This is a genomic window from Pseudarthrobacter scleromae (assembly GCF_014644515.1).
GTDB classification, from domain to species: Bacteria; Actinomycetota; Actinomycetes; order Actinomycetales; family Micrococcaceae; genus Arthrobacter; species Arthrobacter scleromae.
Map to the genome: position 1 here is coordinate 74,381 of NZ_BMKV01000008.1, position 22,112 is coordinate 96,492.

At 65.5% G+C, this 22,112-nt stretch carries 19 protein-coding genes; 8 read left to right on the forward strand and 11 right to left on the reverse strand.

The window, feature by feature from the left end; translation table 11 throughout:
• Positions 1 to 2: 2 nt before the first annotated feature.
• The 7 genes from IEX33_RS17760 to dinB all read right to left on the reverse strand — a co-directional run bounded on the left by IEX33_RS17760 (position 3) and on the right by dinB (position 8,161).
• Positions 3 to 1,664, reverse strand: a complete 1,662-nt coding sequence (locus tag IEX33_RS17760; protein ID WP_188732244.1) for a UDP-N-acetylmuramoyl-L-alanyl-D-glutamate--2,6-diaminopimelate ligase — start codon at positions 1,662 to 1,664, stop codon at positions 3 to 5.
• A gap of 81 nt (positions 1,665 to 1,745) precedes the next feature.
• Positions 1,746 to 3,542, reverse strand: coding sequence for a peptidoglycan D,D-transpeptidase FtsI family protein (locus tag IEX33_RS17765; protein ID WP_188732245.1), 1,797 nt, complete (start codon positions 3,540 to 3,542; stop codon positions 1,746 to 1,748).
• Positions 3,543 to 3,590: 48 nt separating this feature from the next.
• Positions 3,591 to 4,325 (reverse strand): hypothetical protein, encoded by a 735-nt coding sequence (locus IEX33_RS17770; RefSeq protein WP_188732246.1) that lies wholly within the window; start codon positions 4,323 to 4,325, stop codon positions 3,591 to 3,593.
• Entirely contained in the window at positions 4,322 to 5,314 is a 993-nt protein-coding gene (gene rsmH / locus IEX33_RS17775) for a 16S rRNA (cytosine(1402)-N(4))-methyltransferase RsmH (protein WP_188732247.1), read from the reverse strand. The genes IEX33_RS17770 and rsmH overlap by 4 nt, the downstream gene beginning before the upstream one ends.
• Before the next feature lie 162 nt (positions 5,315 to 5,476).
• On the reverse strand, positions 5,477 to 5,905 hold the full coding sequence (mraZ, locus tag IEX33_RS17780) for a division/cell wall cluster transcriptional repressor MraZ (RefSeq protein ID WP_104188709.1): 429 nt from the start codon (positions 5,903 to 5,905) through the stop codon (positions 5,477 to 5,479).
• A gap of 395 nt (positions 5,906 to 6,300) precedes the next feature.
• The gene (locus tag IEX33_RS17785) at positions 6,301 to 6,675 is read right to left on the reverse strand and encodes a DUF3040 domain-containing protein (protein WP_104188817.1); all 375 of its coding nucleotides are present in this window, start codon (positions 6,673 to 6,675) and stop codon (positions 6,301 to 6,303) included.
• Between the two features lie 274 nt (positions 6,676 to 6,949).
• Positions 6,950 to 8,161, reverse strand: a complete 1,212-nt coding sequence (dinB, locus tag IEX33_RS17790; RefSeq protein ID WP_188732248.1) for a DNA polymerase IV — start codon at positions 8,159 to 8,161, stop codon at positions 6,950 to 6,952.
• A 90-nt stretch (positions 8,162 to 8,251) separates the two neighbouring features.
• Here dinB and IEX33_RS17795 point away from each other — a divergent pair, with 90 nt between their 5' ends.
• Positions 8,252 to 8,779 carry a hypothetical protein gene (locus IEX33_RS17795; protein ID WP_188732249.1) on the forward strand — a complete coding sequence of 176 codons (528 nt, stop codon included), beginning with the start codon at positions 8,252 to 8,254 and terminating at the stop codon, positions 8,777 to 8,779.
• Complete coding sequence (locus IEX33_RS17800; protein ID WP_188732250.1) at positions 8,776 to 9,870, forward strand: polyprenyl synthetase family protein; 1,095 nt, start codon at positions 8,776 to 8,778, stop codon at positions 9,868 to 9,870. The genes IEX33_RS17795 and IEX33_RS17800 overlap by 4 nt, the downstream gene beginning before the upstream one ends.
• Positions 9,871 to 9,935: 65 nt before the next feature.
• Here the strand turns inward: IEX33_RS17800 and IEX33_RS17805 are convergent, their stop codons facing one another.
• Positions 9,936 to 10,289, reverse strand: coding sequence for an Rv2175c family DNA-binding protein (locus IEX33_RS17805; RefSeq protein WP_188732251.1), 354 nt, complete (start codon positions 10,287 to 10,289; stop codon positions 9,936 to 9,938).
• A 239-nt stretch (positions 10,290 to 10,528) separates the two neighbouring features.
• Here IEX33_RS17805 and IEX33_RS17810 point away from each other — a divergent pair, with 239 nt between their 5' ends.
• Entirely contained in the window at positions 10,529 to 11,914 is a 1,386-nt protein-coding gene (locus IEX33_RS17810; RefSeq protein WP_188732252.1) for a lytic transglycosylase domain-containing protein, read from the forward strand.
• Between the two features lie 101 nt (positions 11,915 to 12,015).
• Positions 12,016 to 14,190: a protein kinase domain-containing protein gene (locus IEX33_RS17815; RefSeq protein WP_188732253.1), complete on the forward strand. Its 2,175-nt coding sequence runs from the start codon at positions 12,016 to 12,018 to the stop codon at positions 14,188 to 14,190.
• A gap of 46 nt (positions 14,191 to 14,236) precedes the next feature.
• Here the strand turns inward: IEX33_RS17815 and IEX33_RS17820 are convergent, their stop codons facing one another.
• Complete coding sequence (locus IEX33_RS17820) at positions 14,237 to 15,631, reverse strand: class II 3-deoxy-7-phosphoheptulonate synthase (protein WP_188732254.1); 1,395 nt, start codon at positions 15,629 to 15,631, stop codon at positions 14,237 to 14,239.
• A 73-nt stretch (positions 15,632 to 15,704) separates the two neighbouring features.
• Complete coding sequence (locus tag IEX33_RS17825) at positions 15,705 to 16,532, reverse strand: lysophospholipid acyltransferase family protein (protein ID WP_188732255.1); 828 nt, start codon at positions 16,530 to 16,532, stop codon at positions 15,705 to 15,707.
• 111 nt (positions 16,533 to 16,643) lie between these two features.
• Between IEX33_RS17825 and IEX33_RS17830 the strand changes: the two genes are divergently transcribed.
• Genes IEX33_RS17830 through IEX33_RS17840 form a run of 3 tightly spaced genes read left to right on the forward strand, consistent with a single transcriptional unit; the run spans position 16,644 to position 18,824 of the window.
• The gene (locus IEX33_RS17830; RefSeq protein ID WP_188732256.1) at positions 16,644 to 17,432 is read left to right on the forward strand and encodes an alpha/beta hydrolase; all 789 of its coding nucleotides are present in this window, start codon (positions 16,644 to 16,646) and stop codon (positions 17,430 to 17,432) included.
• Positions 17,429 to 18,250, forward strand: coding sequence for an alpha/beta hydrolase (locus tag IEX33_RS17835; RefSeq protein WP_188732257.1), 822 nt, complete (start codon positions 17,429 to 17,431; stop codon positions 18,248 to 18,250). Before IEX33_RS17830 ends, IEX33_RS17835 begins: the two co-directional genes overlap by 4 nt.
• Positions 18,237 to 18,824, forward strand: coding sequence for a hypothetical protein (locus IEX33_RS17840; protein WP_188732258.1), 588 nt, complete (start codon positions 18,237 to 18,239; stop codon positions 18,822 to 18,824). The genes IEX33_RS17835 and IEX33_RS17840 overlap by 14 nt, the downstream gene beginning before the upstream one ends.
• Positions 18,825 to 18,886: 62 nt before the next feature.
• Here the strand turns inward: IEX33_RS17840 and IEX33_RS17845 are convergent, their stop codons facing one another.
• Complete coding sequence (locus IEX33_RS17845; protein ID WP_104188737.1) at positions 18,887 to 19,981, reverse strand: ROK family glucokinase; 1,095 nt, start codon at positions 19,979 to 19,981, stop codon at positions 18,887 to 18,889.
• Positions 19,982 to 20,171: 190 nt separating this feature from the next.
• Here IEX33_RS17845 and IEX33_RS17850 point away from each other — a divergent pair, with 190 nt between their 5' ends.
• A complete protein-coding gene (locus IEX33_RS17850; RefSeq protein ID WP_188732259.1) occupies positions 20,172 to 21,980 on the forward strand; it encodes an AMP-dependent synthetase/ligase in 1,809 nt (602 codons plus the stop codon).
• Positions 21,981 to 22,112: the final 132 nt, after the last annotated feature.

Genomic DNA, 22,112 nt, shown 5'->3' on the forward strand with positions numbered 1-22,112 from the left:
GTCTAGGACTCTATCCGGTCGTCTTGGAGAACGTTGAATCCCCTGGCTGTCAAGGCGCTGCGCAGCTCCACCCTGTCGTCGAGCGCAAGGTTGACGCCCTTCACTTCCTGCCACACCTCGTGGCCGCGGCCGGCCACCAGGATGGTGTCATGCGGCCGGGCGAGTTCCACGGCGCGCTGGATGGCTGTGTCCCGGGGGAAAACCTCCAGCACGGTACAGGGCAGCTTTTCCCGCTCCTGGGCCTCCCGGGCCCCGGCTAGGACATCGGCGCGGATGGCGGCCGCGTCCTCGTCGTGGGGGTCGTCATCGGTGATGATCACGGTGTCCGCCAGCCGTGCGGCGATGGCGCCCATGGCCGGCCGTTTGCCCTGGTCACGCTGGCCTGTCGCACCGAACACAACGATCAGGCGGGAGTCCGCTTCCGGTGACCGGACAGCTTCCAGCGCCCGGGCCAGAGCGTCGGTGTTATGGGCAAAATCCACGACGGCGGCGGGCTGTTCGGATACCAGCTGCATCCGTCCCGGCACGGCCACCGTAAAGGGGTCGCCTGCGTCGAGCGCAGCCTGCAGCGTTGCGGCGTCCACGCCGGCGGCGAGCACCATCACCACCGCCAGGGCTGCGTTGGCCACGTTAAAGCTTCCGGGAAGCCCCGTGTGGATTGTCAGGACGGTGCCGCCGGGTCCGCTGAGCGTGAACTGCGTGCCCAGCCCCCGGGGCATGGTTTCCGTCACGGTCCAGTCGGCGGGGTTGGCCCTTGAGGTGCTGAGGGTGGTGACCGGCACCCCGGCGCTGCCGGCAAGGCGGCGGCCCCATTCGTCGTCGACCGTTACCACGGCCCTCCGCGCCCGTGCAGGCGTGAAAAGCTCCGCCTTGGTGGCGAAATAGTCCTCCATGGTGTGGTGCAGGTCCAGGTGGTCCTGGGTGAGGTTGGTGAAGCCGGCCACGTCGAACAGCACTCCGTCCACCCGCTGGTAGGAGATGGCGTGGGAGGAGACCTCCATGGCGGCGGCGTCGAGTTCCTTTTCACGCATGAGCGCCAGGAGCCCGTGGACCTCCGGGGACTCCGGTGTGGTGAGGAGGCTGGGAATGGGGTCCCCGCCGGCCAGGATCTCTATGGTCCCGATCAGGCCGGTCCTTTTGCCAAGGGAGCGCAGCAGCGAGGTGATGAAGTACGTGGTGGTGGTCTTGCCGTTGGTGCCCGTCACACCGAACAGCTGCGGGGCAGTGTCCTGCCCGCTGCGGTAGATCATGGCGGAGAGCGGGCCCACCACGTTCCGCGGCGCATCAACCACCAGCACAGGTACCGGCGTCTCGGAGGACAGTGCCAGGAGGCGCGCACCGGCGTCGTCCGTCAAGACAGCCGCGGCTCCCGCTTCAACGGCTTGGGCGGCGAAGTCTGCGCCGTGCCGGACGGCACCGGGCAGGGCCACGTACAGGTCACCCGGTTCCACTGTGCGGGAGTTCAGCGAGATGCCGGTCACCGCCACATCCGCCGAGGCTCCCGGAATGACGACGCCGACTGCGTCACCAATGCTTTCCAGCCGGACCGCCTCCACAGCTGAGGGGCGGAAGCGTGCCTGGCTGTCCGGTCCCTGCGGGGCCGCTCCCTGTGGAGCCGCTTCCTGCGGGGCAGGGCGCTGATCGGACGCGTTGAACTCTGACAAGGGATCTCCGATGGTGCTAGTGGACCGTGCCCGGCGTGGATCAGCCGAAGCAGGCGGGCTGCTGCGGCTGCTGCCGGGGTATTACTTGGCGAACTGGGGCAGCCGGGCCGGTTCACCCGTGGACGGCTGGACGTTGTAGGTCCGCAGTGCCTGGCTCAAAACCGACCGGAAGACCGGCCCGTTGGTAATCCCGTAGATGCTGCCCTTGGGCCGCTGGAGTACCACCTCAACAATAAACCGCGGATCATCCATCGGGGCCATGCCCACGATCGAGGCGGTGTAGCCGCAGAAGCCGGACTTGCCGTCGTCGCACGGGGACTCGGACGTGCCGGTTTTTGCCCCCACCCGGTAACCGTCGATGCCGGCGTCCTTGATCTGGCCCTCGGTCACCGCGCTCTCCAGGATGTCCTGCACCTGCTGGGCGGTGTCCTCCGACACGATCTTGCGTGGTTCCGCGGGCGCAACCTTTTCCTCGGTTCCATCTGCGGAAACGTAAGAGTCGATGAGGCGCGGCTGCAGCATCACGCCGTTATTGGCGATGGACTGGAATGCCCGCACGGTCTGCAGGGTGGACTGGGAGACGCCCTGGCCGAACAGGACCGTGAATTCCTGGCGGCCGTCCCACTGCTGCCAGGGTGTCAGTATCCCGGAGGCCGTGGCAGGCAGGCCAATGTCCGGGGCTTCGCCGATGCCAAACTTCTTCAGCCAGTCGTAGCGCTGTTCCTTGCTCAGCCGCTGACCGGCCATGACGGTTCCGGTGTTCATCGAGTAGCCCAGAATACCGGCGAGCGTCCGCTCTTCCGTGCCGTGCGCAAAGGAGTCGCTGAAGGTCTGGCCGTTGACCGTGTAGGTCGGGTCCAGGGTGAATTCATCGAGCGGGCCCGCCTTGCCCTCTTCGATCAGCGCGGCCACGGTCATCATCTTCTGCACCGAGCCGGGCTCGTAGGCCGCGGTGACGGAGCGGACACCGCGGTCCTGCGCAGCCACCCTGCCAGGGTCGTTCGGGTCCGGCGCGTTGGTGTCCGCCATGGCCACCAGGTCACCGGTCTTGGCATCCATCACAATGATGGAGCCCCACTCGGCGTTCAGTTTCTCCGTCTGGCTTTGGATGGCCTGCTGCGCGAAATACTGAAGGTCCGAGTTGATGGTGAGCTTGACGTCCTTGCCGTCCTCCGGCGGAGTCAGTTCATCGACGCCCACGGGGATGCGCAGGCCGTCCGCACCGATCTCGAAGAGCCTCTTGCCGTCAGCACCTTTCAGGAGATCATCCTGGGTCTGCTCGATCCCCGCCTGGCCGGTGGTGCCGTCCTGGAGGAAACCGATGATGCCGCCGGCAACGGATCCGTTCGGGTAGACACGTTTGCTGACGCCCTCGGTCACAATGCCGGGAATCTGGAGCTGCGAGATGCGGTCCTCAACGTCCGGCTTCACGTCCTTGGCCACAATGTAATAGGGCTGCTGCCCGGTGACGGCCTCGCGGATCGCGTCCTTTTCCATGCCGAGGGCAGCCGCAAGTTCCGTCAGCCCCTGCTCCCGGCTGACGTCCACCAGCTTCTCCTTGGCGTCGTCCAGGCGCTTGAATGTCTCCGTTTTGGTGTTCACCCGCTGGTCCACCACCACGTTGTAGCGGATCACGCTGTTGGCGAGCACAGTACCCCGTGAGTCCAGGATGCTTCCGCGTTCCGCCGGGAGGACGGTTTGCTGCATCCGGCTGTTCAGGGCGGCCTCGGCCATTCCCCCCACGTCGAGCCCCTGGACCAGGAAAAGTTTTCCGCCCACCACCAGCAGGAGCGTCAGCATGATGCCAAGGCCCAGGCGCAGGCGCTTGGTGGCGTTGGGAACCCTGCCGTTGTTTGCCTTGCCGGTCCTCTGCGCCACCGTTAATTTCCTTGCTGTTCGACCCTGCTGCCTGCCAGACCTGCCGTATTACTGTCCGGGCACCTTCTGTTCCGGCGCGGGGACGGAGCCCCCGTGGAGTTCAACGGCAGCCGCGGCCGGTGCTGCTGCAGCCGCGGCAGCAGCAGCTGGATCACCGGCTGCGGGGGCCGCAGGACCTGGCGTTGCCGCGCCGGACGCCGCAGCATCCGTTGTTTCACCACCCTGCGATGCGGGAGCAGCCGATTCTGCCGGCTTGCGGCTTGCCAGCGGTTCACCTTTGCTTGCCGGCGGCACCACGATCAGCTGCCCGGCCACGGCGGGCGCGGGAATGACCGCCCCTTCAGCACCGCCCTTGACCGCGGGCGTCGCCTTACCAGTGACAGAAAGGGTTGACAGATCGATCTGGCCTTTTACCGTGGAGGCAACCATCCCCAGTTCCGTGGCTTTCGCGGCCAGGTTCTGGGGTGCTTCGAAGTTCTGTACCTGCTGGGTGAGGTCCTGGTTCTGCTTGGTCAGGGTACTCTGCTTGGCCCGAAGCTCCACCAGCTGGTACTGGGAGGTGGATACCGAGATGTTCAGTACCAGCACGGCAATCAGCGCCAGGGCAAGCATGGCGAAGCACAGCACCACGAAGGGTGCCCGGCGCTTGCGGGGTACGGTGCGCACCACAGACAGCGGAGTGCGGGCCTTCCGTCCGTCACCGGAGGTACGGACGGGAAGATTCCTGCCGGCCGCCGAACTGCCTGAAGCGACGGGAAAGTCCTTGACGGCAGCGGTGCTCATGCAGCTCTCCTGGCTCTGATTCGTTCCGCCGCGCGCAGTCTTGCGGAGGCAGCACGCGGGTTTTCGGCGATTTCGACGGCGGTGGGCACCTCGGTGCCTTTGGTAAGGGTTTTCAGTTCGGCCTTATGTTCTTCCAGTTCCACCGGGAATCCGAGCGGAGCCGAGGATCTGGAACGTGCCTGCAGGACGCCCTTGACGATTTTGTCCTCCAGCGAGTGGTAGGACATGACAACGATCCGCCCACCCATGGCCAGGGAGTCGACGGCGGCCGGAACAGCACGCTCCAGGACGTCGAGTTCTTCGTTGACCTCGATCCGGAGAGCCTGGAAGGTCCGCTTGGCTGGGTGTCCGCCGGATTTCGCTGCGGACGCCGGCACCACCGAGCGGATCTGTTCCACAAGTTCCCCGGTTGTTGCGAAGGGCTTGGTGGCCCGGGCTGCAACAATCCTGTTGGCGATCCGGCCCGCGAACTTTTCCTCGCCCCACTTGCGGATGATCCTGACGAGTTCCTCTTCGGAGTAGTTGTTCACGACGTCCGCCGCCGTCTGGCCGCGGCTGGTGTCCATCCGCATGTCCAGCGGGGCGTCGAAGGAGTAGGCGAAGCCGCGTTCGCGTTCATCAAGCTGGAGGGAGGAGACACCGAGGTCCATCAGGATCCCGTGGACCTCGGAAACGCCAAGGTCAGCCAGGACGTCCTGGATCTCGTCATAGACGGCATGCACCAGGTCCGTGCGGGCGGCGAACGGGGCCAGCCGCTCGCCGGCAAGGGCCAGGGCTTCTTCATCGCGGTCGATGCCAATGAGGTGCAAGTCGGGAAAACGCTGCATCATGGCCTCGGAGTGGCCGCCCATGCCCAGGGTCGCGTCAACGGCTACCGGGGTTTCCCCGCGCAGCCTTGCGGCCTCGAAACCAGGTGCCAACAAATTGATGCACCGGTCCCGAAGGACCGGCACATGGCGTTCGGACGTGGGCTTCGGGTGTTCGTTCATGCCTCGTCCTTTCTCGCCGTAGGTGTTGCCTGTGGTGCTTCTGGGACCAGATCCCCATCCGCGCCTATCGTCCGCCAGCCTGGCTCCGGGGAAGTGAGCCAGGATGGCCAGCCGATGGGCGGCTGGAGATCTCATCCAAGAAACTGCCTGTTGTCCCCCCGGTCAGAGAATGCCCGGAATGGGGTCATCAGTCTCGGAGAAGGCCGTCTCCTTCTCCGCGAGGTATTCAGTCCAGGCCTGGGCATCCCAGATCTCGGCGCGGGAACCGGCGCCGATGACGGCGAGCTCCCTGCCGAGGCCTGCATACTCCCGGAGCGCCGGTGGAATAGTTATGCGCCCCTGCTTGTCAGGTACCTCGTCCGAGGCTCCAGAGAGAAAGACGCGGATGTAGTCCCGCGCCTGTTTCGAGGAGATTGGCGCATCCCGCATTTGCTCGTGGACCCGCGCAAATTCCTTCTCGCTGAAGACGTAGATGCAACGTTCCTGGCCCCTTGTGAGCACCAGCCCGCTGGCAAGTTCCTCACGGAACTTGGCGGGGAGGATAATCCGCCCCTTTTCATCAAGACGCGGCGAGTGAGTGCCAAGAAACACTGGCCCACCGCCTGTCCGATGTCAGGAACTGCACATCCCCTATGTTGCAACTACCCTCTTATGTCCTCCACATTACTCCACTTTCCCCCACAGTCAACGCAAACAGGGCGCCCTGGCCTCCACTTTGTGGGAAAAGGAGGCTGAATTGGCGCGGATTTCACCGCGGTGGTGGAAAGTGGAGGAATTTTGCCGCCGGGCGGTTCCCCGGGTCCGGACAGAGTCACTTCCAAAGGACTAAACGCGTGGCCACGTCCGGCCAGGCTCCGGCAAGGGAGGGACGTTTCGCCAGCGGCGTGCTTAAACGTGAAAAGACCCGCCCAAAGGCGGGTCTTTTCGCGTTTACCCCACGAGGGGGGAGGGAAGTGGAGGTGCCGTCATGGGCAGCGCCCGGAGGTTTAGGGTTCGCCCCTGCGCCTTTCGTCCCAGCGCTCCTCGAGGCTGCTCATGAAGGAGTTTTTCTGCTTGCCGGGCTTTCGGCTGCCGGCCTTGGATCCTGGCTTCGCGGCCGCACTGCTGCGCATGGTGGCGAAGTAGACGCCGCCGCCCATCACTATGAAGCCCAGTACTCCAACAAAGATATTTTGGAGAGTGACGCCCACGAGCAACAGGAAGACGCCAGCCAGGGCGCAGAGGACGCCAATCACCACGTGCCTCGTGGACCATGAACGCCCTGGGTCTGACCCCATGGAATTTGCGAACTTCGGGTCGTCCTCGTGAAGCTGCTTCTCCAGCTGCTCAAGCAGCTTCTGTTCGTGCTCCGACAGCGGCATCACGACCTCCTTTTGTAGGCCAACGTCCGGGCTGATCCCAGCCACTACTTCTGCACCGTTAACGGCTGTTGTGCCTAAGAGGTTCCCGCCCTGCCCACAATGGCAAAAAGTCGGTAACCAGGCACGCCGTCGCAGGAGCGGGAGCATGTCCAAGAGGGTCCGGCAGTAAGTCCAGTCACTCAAAAACTATGTATATCTAAGGATAGTTTGTTGAGGGCTGTTCTGAAAGACGGCAATGACTTATCCGGGACCCCCGGCTGCCGCAACCGGCCCATTATTCAGGGCCGGTTCCCGGCTCCATCAAGCGGGCCGGGAGGACAGATTTGCTGCCGAATTTGCGAGCCACTTCGTCGAGGGCCTGTTCGGCCGCACGCCAGTTGTCGTCCCGCCGGTCGATGCTCAGCTGCAGCGAGGTGCGGGCGGCTTCCTCCAGCTGTTCGGCACGCACGCCCACGAGCCGCACCGTCATGGTCCTGTCCCCCACCGATTCCAGTAGCTGGAGCGCCACGGAATAGATCAGCTGGGCACTGTCCACCGGCGTTTGGACCGTCCGGCTGCGGGTGATGGTGGAGAAATCGGCGAACCGCAGCTTCAGGGCAATTGTCCGTGCCACCATCCCGGAACTCCGCAGGCGCGAAGCCGTCCGGTGGGACAGCCGCAGGATTTCACGGTGGAGCAGGGCGTCGTCGCCTGTGTCGACCGCAAAGGTCTCTTCGGCACCGATGCTCTTCTCCAGCCGGACCGGAGTCACCGCCCGGTGGTCAATACCCCACGACAGCTGATAAACGTGCTCACCCGCAGCACCCAGCATCCTCTTAAGGGTGGACACCGGCGTTGCTGCCACGTCCGCAACCGTCCTGATGCCCATCCTTGCCAGGACATCCGAGGTCTTGGCGCCTACGCCCCACAGGGCACCAACCGGCAGGCTGTGGAGGTAGGGCACCGTTTCGTCGGGACCAATCATGAGGAGTCCGTCAGGCTTGCAGCGGGTTGACGCGATCTTCGCCACGAACTTTGATTCCGCTATCCCCACGGATGCAGTGATGCCCAGCTCCGAAGCTACCTTGCGCCGGATCATCTCTCCGATGCCGCGCGGTGCCCCCAGCCGGCGTATGGCGCCTGTGACGTCGAGGAACGCCTCATCGACGCTGAGCGGTTCAACGAGTTCGGTGACTGACCCAAAAATCGCCATCAGCTGGGCGGACACCTCGTAGTAGAGCTTGTGTCGCGGTTCGATGATGACCGCCTGCGGGCACATCCGGGACGCCACGGCCATAGGCATGGCCGATTTCACACCGAACGCACGGGCTTCGTAGGAGGCAGAGAGGACCACGGAACGGTCCCCGGGGAAGCCAACAATGACTGGCTTGCCGCGGAGTTCAGGGCGCGTCCGCAGCTCGACCGAGACGTAAAAGGCATCCATGTCCACGTGCATGATGCACGTGCGCCGACGTCCCGGAAGCACCGCTCCGGGTGGCTGGTTCATACCTTCGGGCCCCACGGCTGCAATCCTAGCCGTTTTGTACTGACTAAACTGAAGGCTGAATCCGGCATCAACACCAGGAGGAAAGTCCCTGTGACGGTCTTTGGAAACCTCAAGCCAGCAGGCGCTGCAGTTCTAGCTGCCGGCGCAGCGATGGCACTTGCAGCCTGCAGTCCAACTCCGTCAGCAAGCCCGGATCCTTCCGCCTCCGCATCGGCGCCGGCAACTGCCGCGTCCACCGTCACGGCTTCCCCCAGCCCTTCCGCTTCGCCCAATACCTCCGCCACCGTCGGCGCGCTGGTGGACGGCTTCCCGCAGCAGCTCCTGCCCCTCATGCCGGGGGCCACAGTGGTATCGAGCAGTTTCGATAAAGCGTCGGCCCCCGCCACCGCCGCACTGGTGGGTACCGTGGCGGCCCCCACCGCCGCAGTCCTCGATTTCTACGCTAAGGCGCTTGAAGGCCAGGGTTTCAAGGCCGTACCCGGCGAAGCCGTGGGGGCAGTGGCTTCCAGGGACTTTCTCCGGGGGGACAGCGAGACCGTCAATATCTCGGTAGTTGAAGCAGCTGGAGTTTCCACCTTTACCATCGGCGCCAACGTGCCAGCTGAGTCAGCCAAGTGACGTCGGCCGAACAGCTCAGGCATGAACAGGCCGACTTCGTGGCGGCGGTGGCCGGCGAACTCACCGGGTTCCTGGCCTCGCGGCAATCAGTCATGTCTGCCATTTCGCCGGACATTGATCCGATCATGGGGTCAATCTCCAACCTGGTGACCGGCGGCAAGCGCCTGCGCGCGTTGATGTGCTACTGGGGCTGGCGGGGTGCCGGTGGAGAACCTGCGGCCCAGCAGGTAGTAACGGCAGGCGCAGCCCTTGAGTTGTTCCAGGCCGCTGCGCTGATCCACGACGACATCATCGACCGGTCTGACACCAGGCGGGGCGGACCAAGCGTCCACCGCCGGTTCAGCGAGCTGCACGGCTCACAGGGCTGGGCGCTGGACAGCGAACGCTTCGGGCAGGCAGCCGCCATTCTGGCGGGAGACCTCTGCCTCTCCTTCAGCGAGGAGGCCTTCACGGATATTGGCGAGCGGGCAGCAGCCGGCAGCAGGGCAAGGCTGATCTTCAACCTCATGCGGGCCGAAGTCATGGCAGGCCAGTACCTGGACATCCTGGAAGAGGTTGCCGGGCCGGCCAGGGACCGCGCCGGCGCCGTGTCGCGGGCCCAGTCCATCATCCGCTTCAAATCTGCCAAGTACTCCACCGAACATCCGCTGGCGCTGGGAGGCGCACTCGCGGGAGCCTCGGATGACCTGCTCCGCGGCTACTCGGCATTTGCGCTGCCCCTGGGGGAAGCGTTCCAGCTCCGGGATGACGTGCTCGGTGTCTTCGGCGATCCGCTGACAACCGGCAAGCCGGCGGGCGACGACCTGAGGGAAGGGAAACGCACTGTGCTGGTTGCCCTGGCCATGGACCAGGCAACGGCTGAAGAGGCGGCCTTCATCGACTCCAGGCTCGGGAGCCCGGACCTCTCGGAGGACGACGTCGACGAGATCCGGCGGATTATTGAGGAGTCCGGGGCACTGGCGGCCACCGAGGTCCTCATCAATGAATTTGGCGCCGCCGCCTTCGAGGCCCTGGAGGCACTCCCCCTCGTGGAGTTGCCCAAGACTGCCCTTCGGCGGCTGGCTGAAGCGACCGTCAGCCGCGCCTCCTAGCGGTTTAAGGCAAGCCAGGCGACGTGCGATTAACGGCAAGCCAGGCGACGTGCCGGGCCGGGAAACTACCAGGCGAGGGTCTGGGCCCTGCGCCGTATTTCTGTTTTCCGGCCCTCACGCAGGGCGTCGATGGGCCGTCCGCGCAGTGAGTCGTCCGGGGTAAAGAGCCAGACGATCAGGTCCTCGTCGGAGTACCCTGCGTCAGACAGGACAACGATGGTTCCCTTCAGGCTGTCCACCACCTGGCCGTCCTGAATAAATTCTGCCGGCACCGACCTGATTCTCCGTTCACCGACCCGCAGCGCGGCCAGGGCACGTTCATCCAGCAGGCTGTGCACCTTGGTGATGGAAACATCCAATAAACGGGCGACGTCGGGCAGGGGCAACCATTCGCCCACAAGGTTTTCTACATTGCTCACGGATCAAGGTTGCCACGGCGTGCGCCTTGCCGCCTAGTTGATGCATTCGGCGGAACGCATTGACCCGCGGACACTCCCAAAATTCTTCCTTGCAGCTGTTACCGGAATTCTTGTGCTAATCCACAATCCGTGAGAGATTCTCATTGACCACATTTGTAACAGTATTAACAGCAGTAACAGTAGTATCGGAATCAGCGGCATCCCCGCCCGCGCCCGCAGTTGAGAAGAGGATTCTTTCCATGACGATGTCCCGCTCGCACAAGCAGCCCCCCAAGCCGAGCCTGCCTATGCTCGCCGCGACGACGGCAGCGCTGCCAGCGGTCGTATTGTCATCCTTGGCGCTGGCCCAGCCAGCCGCTGCCGAGCAGCCTGTCCGCGCCATTCCGGGGACGCTTGCAGCGGCCATGAAAGCCCAGGCCGCGACGGCCACCGCAACGGTTATTCCCGCGGCGTCGGTGTCGACGGCAATCCCCTCCGCTTTTAAGCCGGCCCAGCCTTCGGCCCCGGCAGAGTACACGATTGCCCGTGGCGACACCATCAGTGCCATTGCGGGAAAATTCGGACTTAACACTGCTGAGGTCCTGAAGCTGAACAACCTTCAGGCGAACACAATCATCTATCCCGGCCAGAAGATCAAGCTTTCCGGCTCGGCCGCCGCACCTGCAGCGCCCTCCGCCGCGCCCGCCCCGGCCGCACCTGCAGCCGCACCCGCAGGCGGCGCCACCTATACGGTGAAGCCCGGTGACACGCTGGGTGCCATCGCTGCCCGGCACAACGTGGGCCTGGCGGATGTGTTCTCGTGGAACAACCTCAACATGCGCTCCGTTATCTACCCGGGGCAGAAGATCAAGGTCGGGGCCGGTGGTGCGGCTCCCGCGCCCGCCGCCGCTCCTGTTCCGGGCGGGCTGGCCTCGACATCGGCTCCCGCCGCGCCTGCGGCCCCGGCCTCCGGCTCGTACACCGTCAAAGCCGGCGACACGCTCTCTGCGATCGCGTCCCGGCACGGCGTCAAGCTTTCCGAGCTGCTGTCCGCCAACCGCCTGGGCATGACCAGTGTCATCTACCCGGGCAACAAGCTGGCCATCCCCGGCGCCAACGGACAGCCTGCCGCTCCGCAGCCGGCAGCCTCGGTCACGCCCCTGGTCCCGAGCTCATTCCTGGGCTTCAGCTACCCTGCCGCAGTGGTCAGCTCCGCCAACGAGAACAAAGCGTTGCTGAACGCCTCCCCGGTGCCCTCCCGAGCTGAAATGCGGAACATCGTGGCAGATACCGCGCGCAGGATGGGCGTGGAACCCTCCTTGGCCCTCGCCTTCGCGCACCAGGAATCCGGGTTTGACCAGCGGGCAGTTTCCCCCGCCAACGCCATAGGTACCATGCAGGTCATCCCCACCTCCGGCCAGTGGGCTTCGGACCTGGTGGGACGCAAGCTGAACCTGCTGGACCCCTATGACAACGCCACGGCCGGGGTAGCAATCATCCGCCAGCTCCTGGCCACCAGCAAGGACAGGGACACGGCCATCGCCGGCTACTACCAGGGCCAGTATTCTGTCAGCAAGTACGGCATGTACGACGACACCAAAGCCTATGTGGCGGCCATCAAGGCACACCAGAAAAACTTCGGCTGAGCTGCTGCTGCCTCCCGCGCACCGCGGGGACGGGAAAGTTTGAACGGGTCCGGACCGGTAAAGGTTCGGGCCCGTTCCGTTGCGGGGATTAGGATCGTAGGGTGCAGGAACACGTGTCAGACCCTCTTGTAGGAACGCTGGTGGACAACCGGTACGCCGTGCGGTCCAAGCTCGCGCGTGGCGGCATGTCCACGGTTTACCTTGCCACGGACCAGCGGCTGGAGCGGGACGTGGCGCTGAAGGTGCTGCACCCCCACCTCTCCGCTGATGACAACTTCCTGGACAGGCTCGGCCGCGAGGCGAAGGCGGCTGCCAGGTTGTCCCATCCCCATGTGGTGGGGGTCCTCGACCAAGGGAACGACGGCCGCACGGCCTACCTGGTCATGGAATACATCAAAGGCCACACGCTGCGTGACCTTATAAACCAAAAGGGCGCACTCCCGCCCCGCCTGGCACTGGCACTGATCGACCCGGTTGTTGAGGGGCTCGGTGCAGCGCATACCGCCGGTTTCATCCACCGTGACGTCAAGCCAGAAAATGTGCTGATCTCGGACGACGGACGGATCAAGATCGGGGATTTCGGCCTGGCCCGTGCTGTCACCACCGCCACCAGCACCGGCGCCCTGATTGGAACGGTGGCGTACCTTTCCCCTGAACTTGTCCTGGGCAGGCCGGCTGACGCGCGCAGCGACATCTACTCCCTCGGCATCATGCTGTACGAGATGCTTACCGGACAGCAGCCGTTCGACGGCGAAGTCCCTATCCAGGTGGCGTACCAGCACGTCAACGGGACGGTCGGACCGCCGTCGGCCCTGGTCCCGGGCCTGGCCGCCGAAGTGGACGAACTCGTGCAGTGGTGCACTGCCAACGACCCCGAGAACCGGCCAGTGGACGGGAACGCCCTGCTCCAGGAACTGCGGCACATCCGGACCAATCTCACAGATGCTGAACTGGACCTGCGTCCGCCGGCGGCTGCCGCCGGCGGCACCGTGACCGCGCCCCAACAGGATGCCCCGGTCCGGATTCCTTCCCCGCCCCCGGGGCCTCCGCCATCCCGTGAGCCTGTCGGGTCCAACAACACCGGGCATGTCCAGCATCCCACCGAGATCATCGGCCGCACCAACAATCCCACCACGGTGATGCCTTACGGACAGACGCCTGGGCCCGCCTACCAGCCCTCGCCGGGCCAGTCCCGGGCCGCCATGCAGCCTTCAGGTCCTGCTGCCGGTGCTGCCAGGCGCACTCTGTCACCACCTGACGACGACCAGGCGTGGGCGCCGCCTCCTCCGGTGCTGGGCAAACGCGCCCAGCGCAAGGCCGACAGGGAGGACGAGAAGGCACGGGCGCGTGCCGCCGCCACCCCCGCACGGACGCTCCGGGAAGGGAATCCCCGGCGCCGCGGCGTCCTGTGGGTGATAATCCTCGTGGTGGCTGCCCTCCTGGCGACAGGCGCCGGCTGGTTTTTCGGGATGGGCCCCGGCGCAGCCGCGTCCATCCCTTCCGTCGCCAACAAGACCGTAGCGCAGGCGCAGCAGCTGCTCAGCGACGCCGGCTTCCGGTCCACCACCAGGGACGTGTTCGACGACGACGTGCCTTCGGGCCTCGTGGTGGGCAGCGAGCCGGCCGAGGGCGCGGAAATCCGCAAGTTCCAGCCCGTGGCCCTCTATGTTTCCAAGGGGCCCCAGCTTTTTCCGCTGCCCGTTCTGGCCGGCGGCACCCTTGAGGAAGCCAAGAACGGCCTCAACGCGGCGGACATGGCACTGGGGCCCGTGACGGAGCAGTTCGACGAGCAGGCACCCGCGGGCACGGTCCTGTCGCAGGACCCCGCTGCAGGGACGGATGTCCGCCGCGGTACGCCTGTCAGCCTGGTGGTTTCCAAGGGGCCCGAGCCTATCCCGGTGCCAGTGGTGGTGGGCCAGGACCAGGACGACGCCGTTGATGCCATCACGGCAGCCGGTCTCCGGGCAGATGTGGCCGGCGAGGAAGTCTTCAGCCGGGACATTCCCAAGGGCGCTGTGGTCAGCCAGGCGCCGGCGGAGGGAACGCTTACCCGCGGCGGAACCGTGACCCTGACCATCTCCAAGGGCCCCCGGATGGTGGAAGTCCCCAGCTACATCGGCAAGCAGGCCAAAGAAGCCGAACAGGCACTGCGCCAGCTCGGCTTCGACGTGAAGGTGAACAATATCCTCGGCGGCTTCTTCGGAACCGTCAGGGATCAGGACCCGGTCAACAAAGAGGTTCCGGAGGGATCGGTCATCACCCTGACGGTGGTGTAGCCGGACCTGCCGGCCACACCACTATCGGGTCATGAGTGTGCGGCGCCTAGTGCTTTGCCAGGGCGCCGGCTACCAGGAAGGCCATCTCGAGGGACTGCATGTGGTTCAGGCGCGGGTCGCAGACCGACTCGTAACGGTCCAGGAATGCGTCCTGGTCCACGGGATCGGCGCCGCCGAGGCACTCTGCGACGTCGTCGCCGGTCATTTCCACGTGCAGGCCGCCAGGAACGGTCCCCAGCGCGTGGTGCACCTCGAAGAAGCCGCGCACTTCGTCAATGACGTCGTCGAAATTGCGGGTCTTGTAGCCGTTGGGGGACGTAACGGTGTTCCCGTGCATGGGGTCCGTGACCCACAGCACCTGAGCGCCGGACGCGGTGACTTTTTCGACGACGGCAGGCAGCTTCTCGCGGATATTGCCGGCCCCCATGCGGGTGATGAACGTCAGCCGGCCGGGCTCGCGCTCCGGATCCAGCTTGTCGATCAGGCGAAGGGCGTCATCGCCTGTGGTGGACGGGCCCAGCTTCACGCCGATGGGGTTCCGCACCCGTGAGAGGAAGTCAACGTGCGCGTGGTCCAGTTCGCGGGTCCGCTCGCCGATCCAGAGGAAGTGGGCGGAGGTGTCGTACGGGAATCCGGTGCGTGAATCGATCCGGGTCAGCGCCCGCTCATAGTCCAGCAGCAACGCTTCGTGGCTGGCAAAGAATTCGACGCGCTTCAGTGCTTCGAAGTCGGCGCCGCAGGAGGCCATGAACTTGATGGCGCGGTCGATGTCGCGGGCCAGGGACTCGTAGCGTGCGTGTGCCGGGTTCTCGGTGAAGCCCTTGTTCCACTGGTGCACCGAACGCAGGTCCGCAAACCCTCCCTGCGTGAAGGCACGGATCAGGTTCAGCGTGGAAGCGGACGTGTGGTAGGCGCGGAGCATCCGGGAGGCATCATGGCCCCGGGACTGTGGAGTGAACTCGTAACCGTTCACAATGTCGCCCCGGTAGGCGGGCAGGGTGATGCCGCCGCGGGTTTCGTCATTGGATGAACGGGGCTTGGCAAACTGCCCGGCCATGCGGCCCATCTTGATGACGGGCATGGCGGCACCGTACGTCAGCACCACGGCCATCTGGAGAATGGTCTTGACCCGGGCGCTGATCTTGTCTGCCGTGGCAGCCTCGAAGGTCTCGGCGCAGTCACCGCCCTGCAGCAGGAAGGCCTTGCCCTGGGCAGCAGCGGCCAGCCGCTCGCGGAGGACATCCACTTCGCCCGCGAAAACCAGCGGGGGAAGGACGGAGAGTTCCTTCACCGAGGCGTCGAACACGTCACGGTCCTGCCAGCTGGGCTGCTGGGAAATGGGGAGGTCCCGCCAGTTATCAAGTCCGGGATAGTCGGCTGCTCCGCTCTGGGCGGTGCTGGACAGCGAAAAGGCGGGTTTTGCAGATAGCTCAGTCACCATCTAAGACTAGCGGTCGCGCAGGTCCCCGGGACACCGCACTGTCACGCTTCGGGCCTGCCGCGTCACAACCCGCTCAGCCCGCGGCAGCACCGCCGTCGTCCGCTTTTCGCGTGTCATCCGAAGGACCGCCCTTGCCGGCGCCGGGAGAGGCCTGACTTACACTGCCGGATTCAGGTGCGGGCGTTGCCAGGGGCTCGGCGGCAGCTGCAGGCTCAACCGCCTTGCCTGCCAGCCGCAGCTTTACAACCGCGGCGTACTCGTCCACGTATTCCTGCCCGGAGAGACGCATCAGTTCGAACATGATCTGATCGGTGACTTTCCGCTGGATGTCGCGGTCCTCGGTCTGGTCCCGGTAGTGGCTGAAATCCAGCGGTTCCCCGAAGATCATGCCGATCCTGCGGATGTTCGGCAGCCGCTTTCCAATGGGCTGGACCTTGTCTGTACCGATCATGGCGACAGGAATCACCGGGACCCCGGCCTGCAGCGCAAGCCTGGCCACGCCAACCTTGCCCCTGTAAAGCCTGGAATCCGGGCTCCGCGTGCCCTCAGGGTAGATGCCCAGCAGTCCGCCATGCGTGAGGACCTCCATGCCGGCAGTCAGTGACGCCGCGGAGGCAGCTCCCCCGGACCGGTCCATGGGCAGCTGGTTGGTCAGGCGGAAAAACAGGGCAGTCAGCCTGCCCTTGATTCCAGTGCCGGTGAAGTACTCCGATTTGGCCAGGAAAACCACCGGACGGCGGACCATCAGCGGCATAAAGATTGAATCGGAAAAGGAGAGGTGGTTGGACGCAATAATCGCCGGGCCTTCAGCCGGAATATTGTCCAGTCCCTTGACCCAGGGGCGGAAAAGGAGCTTCAACACAGGACCGAGGAAGATCCGCTTCATGACCCAATAGAACACGTGAGAAACCTCTCCGGAAGGCGGCCTGCAGGCCCCGCGTCGGGCCTGGCCAGCAGTTCAATGCAACCCTACTCTAGTGAGATTTGTCCGGAACAGTGACACGATGGAGGCATGAGCGAAAGCAGCATCCCGTCCCCTCCTGCCGCTTTCAGCTATCCCGGACACGGGCCCAATGCGCGGATCGGCATCGCCATCTGCCATGGCTTCACGGGAAGCCCCCTCAGTGTCCTGCCGTGGGCCGAGCACCTCGCTTCACAGGGTTACGCCGTGACCGTCCCCCTGTTACCGGGCCATGGGACGGACTGGCGCCACCTGGCCAGGACACGGTGGACCGACTGGTACCGCAGCTTCGAGGCCGCCTACCTGGAGCTCGCGCGGAACACCGAAACGTGCTTTGTGGCCGGGCTCTCCATGGGCGGGGCCATTGCGCTGCTGACGGCCTCCCGTCACACCGTTGCCGGGGTGTCCGTGGTCAACCCGGGCCTGAGCTTCTACGACCGGCGGGTCCGGGTGATCGGAGTGCTGAAGTACTTCCAGCGGACAACCCTCCCAATAGAGGAGGAACAGGCGACGGCGGCAGTCACCAATGACGGGGACTACTCACGTACTCCCCTGGCAGCGGTGCACGAGCTGAAGAAGCTCTTTGGTGCAGCGGCCCGCGGCCTGCCCAAAGTCACGGCGCCGGTCCAGGTCTTCAAGTCCCGCACCGATGCCGTGGTACCGCCGACGTCCCTGGCACTGCTCCGGAAAGGACTCGGCAGCCACCTCACTGAGGTGGTGGACCTCCACAGCAGCGGACATGTGGCTACGCTGGACGTGGACGCACCGGAGATCTTTGCGAAATCCAGTGCTTTCTTCCACGCCCTCGCCCGCCAGAACACCGCATTGGAGACTCCATGACCTCCGGCCTGGACCACAGCCCCTTCAGCAGCGGCTGCACCGGCGACGGGCCCCGCATCGGAGTGGTCCTCTCCCACGGGTTTACCGGCAGCCCGCACGGGCTGCGTTCCTGGGCCCAGGCCTTGGCCGGCGCCGGCTTCGCCGTGCGCATGCCCCTGCTGCCCGGTCACGGCACCAGCTGGCAGGAACTCGCCCGTACGCGGTGGCAGCAGTGGCACGGCGCGCTGGACGACGCTTACCTGGAGCTGGACGCCAGCTGCGATTATGTCTTCTCGGCAGGATTGAGCATGGGTGGAGCGCTTGCCCTGCGGATCGCTGCCACCCGCCCTGTGGCCGGGGTGGTCCTTGTCAACCCGGGGTTGGTCATTGACGATCCGCGAGCGCCCCTCGCCGGCATCCTGAAGCTGGTCATGAAAAGTACGCCGGCCGTCGGAAACGACATCCTTAAAAAGGGCATGGACGAGGGCGCCTATTCGCGAACCCCGGTAGCTGCCGCCCATGAGCTCAACAAGCTGTTCAAGGACACCATCAGGATCCTGCCCAGGGTCACCGCTCCGGTGAGGGTCTACCGGTCCACCGTTGACCACGTGGTATCCGACTCCAGCATCCATGCCCTCCGCCGCGGACTGACCCACGCTCCCCTGGATCTGGTCAGTCTTGAAAACAGCTACCACGTGGCCACCCTGGACAACGACGCCGAGCAGATTTTCCAGGGCTCCGTGGACTTCATCCGGTCAAGGGTTTCCGGCGGAAACCCGGAACGGCCAGCCGCAAATGCAACATCGAACCTGGAGGCCACGCCCCATGAACAGGCCTGACCCCGGACCCCAGGACCAGGGCGCTAACCCCGACGACGCCGTCTGGCTGGACCTCGTGGCCCGCCTTGAATCCGGCGTCCCGCATGCAGGCCCGGGCAGCACCACCGGAACCGGAACCGACATCGATCCCGCTACGGATGCGGCGCCGCGCCTGGATGCTGCAGCACCGGGCGGAAGGCCGCCGGCATTCCGCGACTTCGACCCGCTGGGCCTTGCGGGCGCAGTCCCCGCGGAGTTGTCCGCGGCGGAACGGCAGGCCTCAGCGGAAACAGCGGGCCCCGGCGTCGAGGCGGGCTTCCCTTCCGGCCCCCGCGACTACGATGTGGACCCGGATGACGGTGAATTCGTCCCGGAGGAACCGCCCAGCCTGGCCGGGACAGATCCATTGACCATGCTTGCGTGGCTCGCCGCCGTGGGCGGGCCGGTGGCGCTCCTGCTGTCCGTCATGTTCTGGCGCTCCGCCCCGCTCCTGGCCATCGTGGCTATTGTGGCCGCGTTCGTCCTGGGAACCGTCTACCTGATCATGAAGCTTCCGCAGGAAAAAGACGAGAACGACGACGGCGCACGGGTTTAGCGCGGCCGGCTTCCCCGGCTGTGCTCCCCCTGGTCAACGCCGGAGGAGCGCGCCGCGTGCCGTCAGCGGCGCGCCCGGCTGCTGACGCGGGACAGGTCCGCGGCTCCGATGAGTCCGGCATTCGGCCCGAGGGCAGCCAGCTGGATGCCGGCCGCCGGCCGGAAACCCCGCCCCGTCAGGTTGCGGGCGAAGGCCTTCCGGGCAGGCTCCACCAGCAGGTCGCCTGCTGAACACAGGCCGCCGCCGATGACGAAAAGTCCTGGATCCAGCGCCGCCGCCAGATTGGCCAGCCCCAGCCCCAGCCACTCCCCCACTTCCTCAAGCAGCTCGCGGCACGCCGGGTCACCGGCAAGTGCCAGCTCCGTGACGATAGCACCCGTGATTGCTTCGGTCCGCCCGCCGACGGCCGCAAGCAGGTCCTGCGCCACCGGAGAGTTTGCGCGCGCCAGGATACGGGCTTCGCGCCCCAACGCGTTCCCGGAGGCATACTGTTCCCAGCAGCCGCGGTTTCCGCATTCGCACCGGTGCCCGCCCGGCATGATGATCTGGTGGCCGAACTCGCCTGCCACGCCGAACCGTCCGCGCTCCACCCTGCCGTCCATCACCATGGCGCCGCCAATGCCGGTGCCCAGGGTGATGCAGACCAGCCGGTCTTCCCCCTGCCCCGCGCCAAAGCGCCATTCCGCCCACGCCGCGGCATCGGCGTCATTGGTCAGGAGTACGGGCCGGCGGAGGAGCTGCTGCAGGTTTGCCCGGAGCGGTTCATTGCGCCAGGCCAGGTGGGGGCTGAAAAGCACCGTGCCGCCGTCGAGATCCATCCACCCGGCGGCGCCGATGCCCACGGACCAGATGCGATGCCCCCTGCCCAGTTCCTCCACCAGCTCCACGATGACCTGCTCCACGGCCCGGGGGTCGCTGCCGGGGGTCGCGCGCCGCGCTTCGCGGAGGATGCGTCCGTCTGCATCCACGACGCCGGCCGCCACCTTGGTCCCGCCGATATCGATTCCAATGGCGAGGCCCTTGCGGCCGAGGCGAAGATGCTCACGGAAGCCCCCGCCGTCGTGCCGTGTCCCGGCCCGGCGCGAGGTGGGCCGCGCCCTCCAGGGGGCAGTTCTGCTCAAGGGCCCGGGCTGCTTGCCGGGGGGCGGTGCGTACATAGTTCCCCATTCTAGGTGGGCATATTCCACGGCCGTGCGCGGACAGGCGGAGCTGCTGCCGGCATGTCCGCGGGGCAGCATTGACGGCAAAGTTACCGGCCAGTAACTTTAGATACTGCATGGTCACGCATGGGCGTACTAGTCTTTAGGCATACCCCTGCGCGGGACCTCGGATATCAAAGGAGCTATAGTGCGCGAATTCAGTGTTCCGCCTCTTGTTGTTGTCCCACCGGAGACCAACATCACCGACCTAGTGCTGCGGCAGGCAGCAAAGGCCAGCAACCCGGCACTCTTTTCGCGGCTCGATGCCTCCGGAGCCTGGCAGGACATTTCCGCCACTGATTTCCTGGCGGACGTCCGGGCGCTTGCAAAAGGACTGATGGCCAGCGGCGTGGGAGCGGGCGACCGCGTGGGCATCATGTCCCGCACCCGGTACGAATGGTCCCTGGTGGACTTTGCCATCTGGTTCGCCGGAGCCGTCTCCGTCCCCATCTACGAAACGTCCTCGCCTTCCCAGGTTGCGTGGAACCTCGGTGACTCCGGCGCTGTGGCCGCCTTCGGCGAGGCAGCCCACCATGAGGACACCATCCGCCAGGCCGTGACGGCGGAAGCACTCACCGCGCTCCAGCATGTCTGGCAGCTCGAAGGGAACGGTCTCGATGCCCTCCGCGAAGCCGGCCGCGGCGTCAGCGACGACGACCTTGAAGCCCGCAGGAAAACCGCCGGACTGCGCGACACCGCCACCATCATCTACACGTCCGGCACCACAGGCAGGCCCAAGGGCTGCGAACTCACGCATGGCAACTTCGTCGAACTCTCGGACAACGCGCTGGCCATTATTGGCGAAATCGTCCATGAAAACGCCAAGACCATCATGTTCCTCCCCCTGGCACACGTCTTCGCCCGCTTCATCTCCGTCCTTGCGATGGCTGCCGGCACCACGGTGGCCCATACCCCGGACATCAAGAACCTCCTGGCAGACCTCCAGAGCTACGAGCCCACGTTCATCCTCGCGGTGCCGCGCGTCTTCGAGAAGGTCTACAACTCTGCCCTGACCAAGGCGGAGGACGGCGGAAAGGGTGCGATCTTCCACAAGGCGGCCGACACTGCCATCGCGTATTCCAAGGCGCGGCAGGACGGCCGCATCGGCCTGGGACTGAAGCTCCGCCACGCCTTGTTCGACAAGCTGGTCTACGGGAAGCTGCGGGCGGCCATGGGCGGGCACGTGGCACACGCAGTCTCCGGCGGCGGCCCCCTGGGCGAACGCCTGGGCCACTTCTTCCAGGGCATAGGGCTGCAGGTGCTCGAGGGATACGGCCTGACCGAAACCACCGCCCCCATTTCCGTGAACACGCCGTCACGGATCAAGATCGGCTCCGTCGGGAAGCCCCTGCCCGGTAACTCGGTCAAGATCGCCGAGGACGGGGAAATCCTTGCGAAGGGTGTCTGCGTTATGCGGGGTTACTACGAGCGCCCGGACCTCACCGACGAAACGTTCGAGGACGGGTGGCTGCGCACCGGAGACATAGGCCGCCTGGATGAGGACGGCTTCGTCTGGATCACGGGGCGCAAGAAGGAAATCATTGTCACCGCCGGCGGGAAGAACGTCATTCCCGCCCTGCTGGAAGACCAGATCCGGGCGGATGCGCTCGTCTCGCAGGTGCTGGTGGTGGGTGACAACCGGCCGTTCATCGGTGCGCTGGTCACCTTGGATCAAGAAGCCCTCCCCGGCTGGCTCCAGCGCCACAACCTCCCCGCGGACACCTCCCTTGCGGACGCCGCGAACAACCCCGTGGTCAAGGCGGCCGTCCAGGACCTGATCACGGCGGCCAACACCTCCGTCTCGCAGGCCGAAGCGATCAAGTCGTTCCGCATCGTGCCCGCCGATTTCACCGAGGCGTCCGGTCACCTGACTCCCTCCATGAAGGTCAAGCGTGCCCAAGTGATGAAGGACTTTGAAACGGTCATCGAGGAAATGTACTCCGCACCACGCTCGTAGCAGGCATCTCATGAGGCAGGCCTGGTCCGGCAGCGTGCGTAAAAGGGGCCCCGTGCCCCCGCTCGCCGCGAAGCGGCCTCAGCGGGGCGGGGGGAATAGCACGCAGAGGATCAGGCCCTGCCTCAACCACTG

Coding starts and splice junctions, on each gene's coding strand:
- IEX33_RS17820 (WP_188732254.1), bottom strand. CDS start 15,631: ATGGTGACTGAGCTATCTGCAAAACCCGCCTTTTCGCTGTCCAGCACC.
- IEX33_RS17810 (WP_188732252.1), top strand. CDS start 10,529: ATGACGATGTCCCGCTCGCACAAGCAGCCCCCCAAGCCGAGCCTGCCT.
- IEX33_RS17845 (WP_104188737.1), bottom strand. CDS start 19,981: ATGTACGCACCGCCCCCCGGCAAGCAGCCCGGGCCCTTGAGCAGAACT.
- rsmH (WP_188732247.1), bottom strand. CDS start 5,314: ATGAACGAACACCCGAAGCCCACGTCCGAACGCCATGTGCCGGTCCTT.
- IEX33_RS17770 (WP_188732246.1), bottom strand. CDS start 4,325: ATGAGCACCGCTGCCGTCAAGGACTTTCCCGTCGCTTCAGGCAGTTCG.
- dinB (WP_188732248.1), bottom strand. CDS start 8,161: ATGAACCAGCCACCCGGAGCGGTGCTTCCGGGACGTCGGCGCACGTGC.
- IEX33_RS17840 (WP_188732258.1), top strand. CDS start 18,237: ATGAACAGGCCTGACCCCGGACCCCAGGACCAGGGCGCTAACCCCGAC.
- IEX33_RS17835 (WP_188732257.1), top strand. CDS start 17,429: ATGACCTCCGGCCTGGACCACAGCCCCTTCAGCAGCGGCTGCACCGGC.
- IEX33_RS17830 (WP_188732256.1), top strand. CDS start 16,644: ATGAGCGAAAGCAGCATCCCGTCCCCTCCTGCCGCTTTCAGCTATCCC.
- IEX33_RS17785 (WP_104188817.1), bottom strand. CDS start 6,675: ATGCCGCTGTCGGAGCACGAACAGAAGCTGCTTGAGCAGCTGGAGAAG.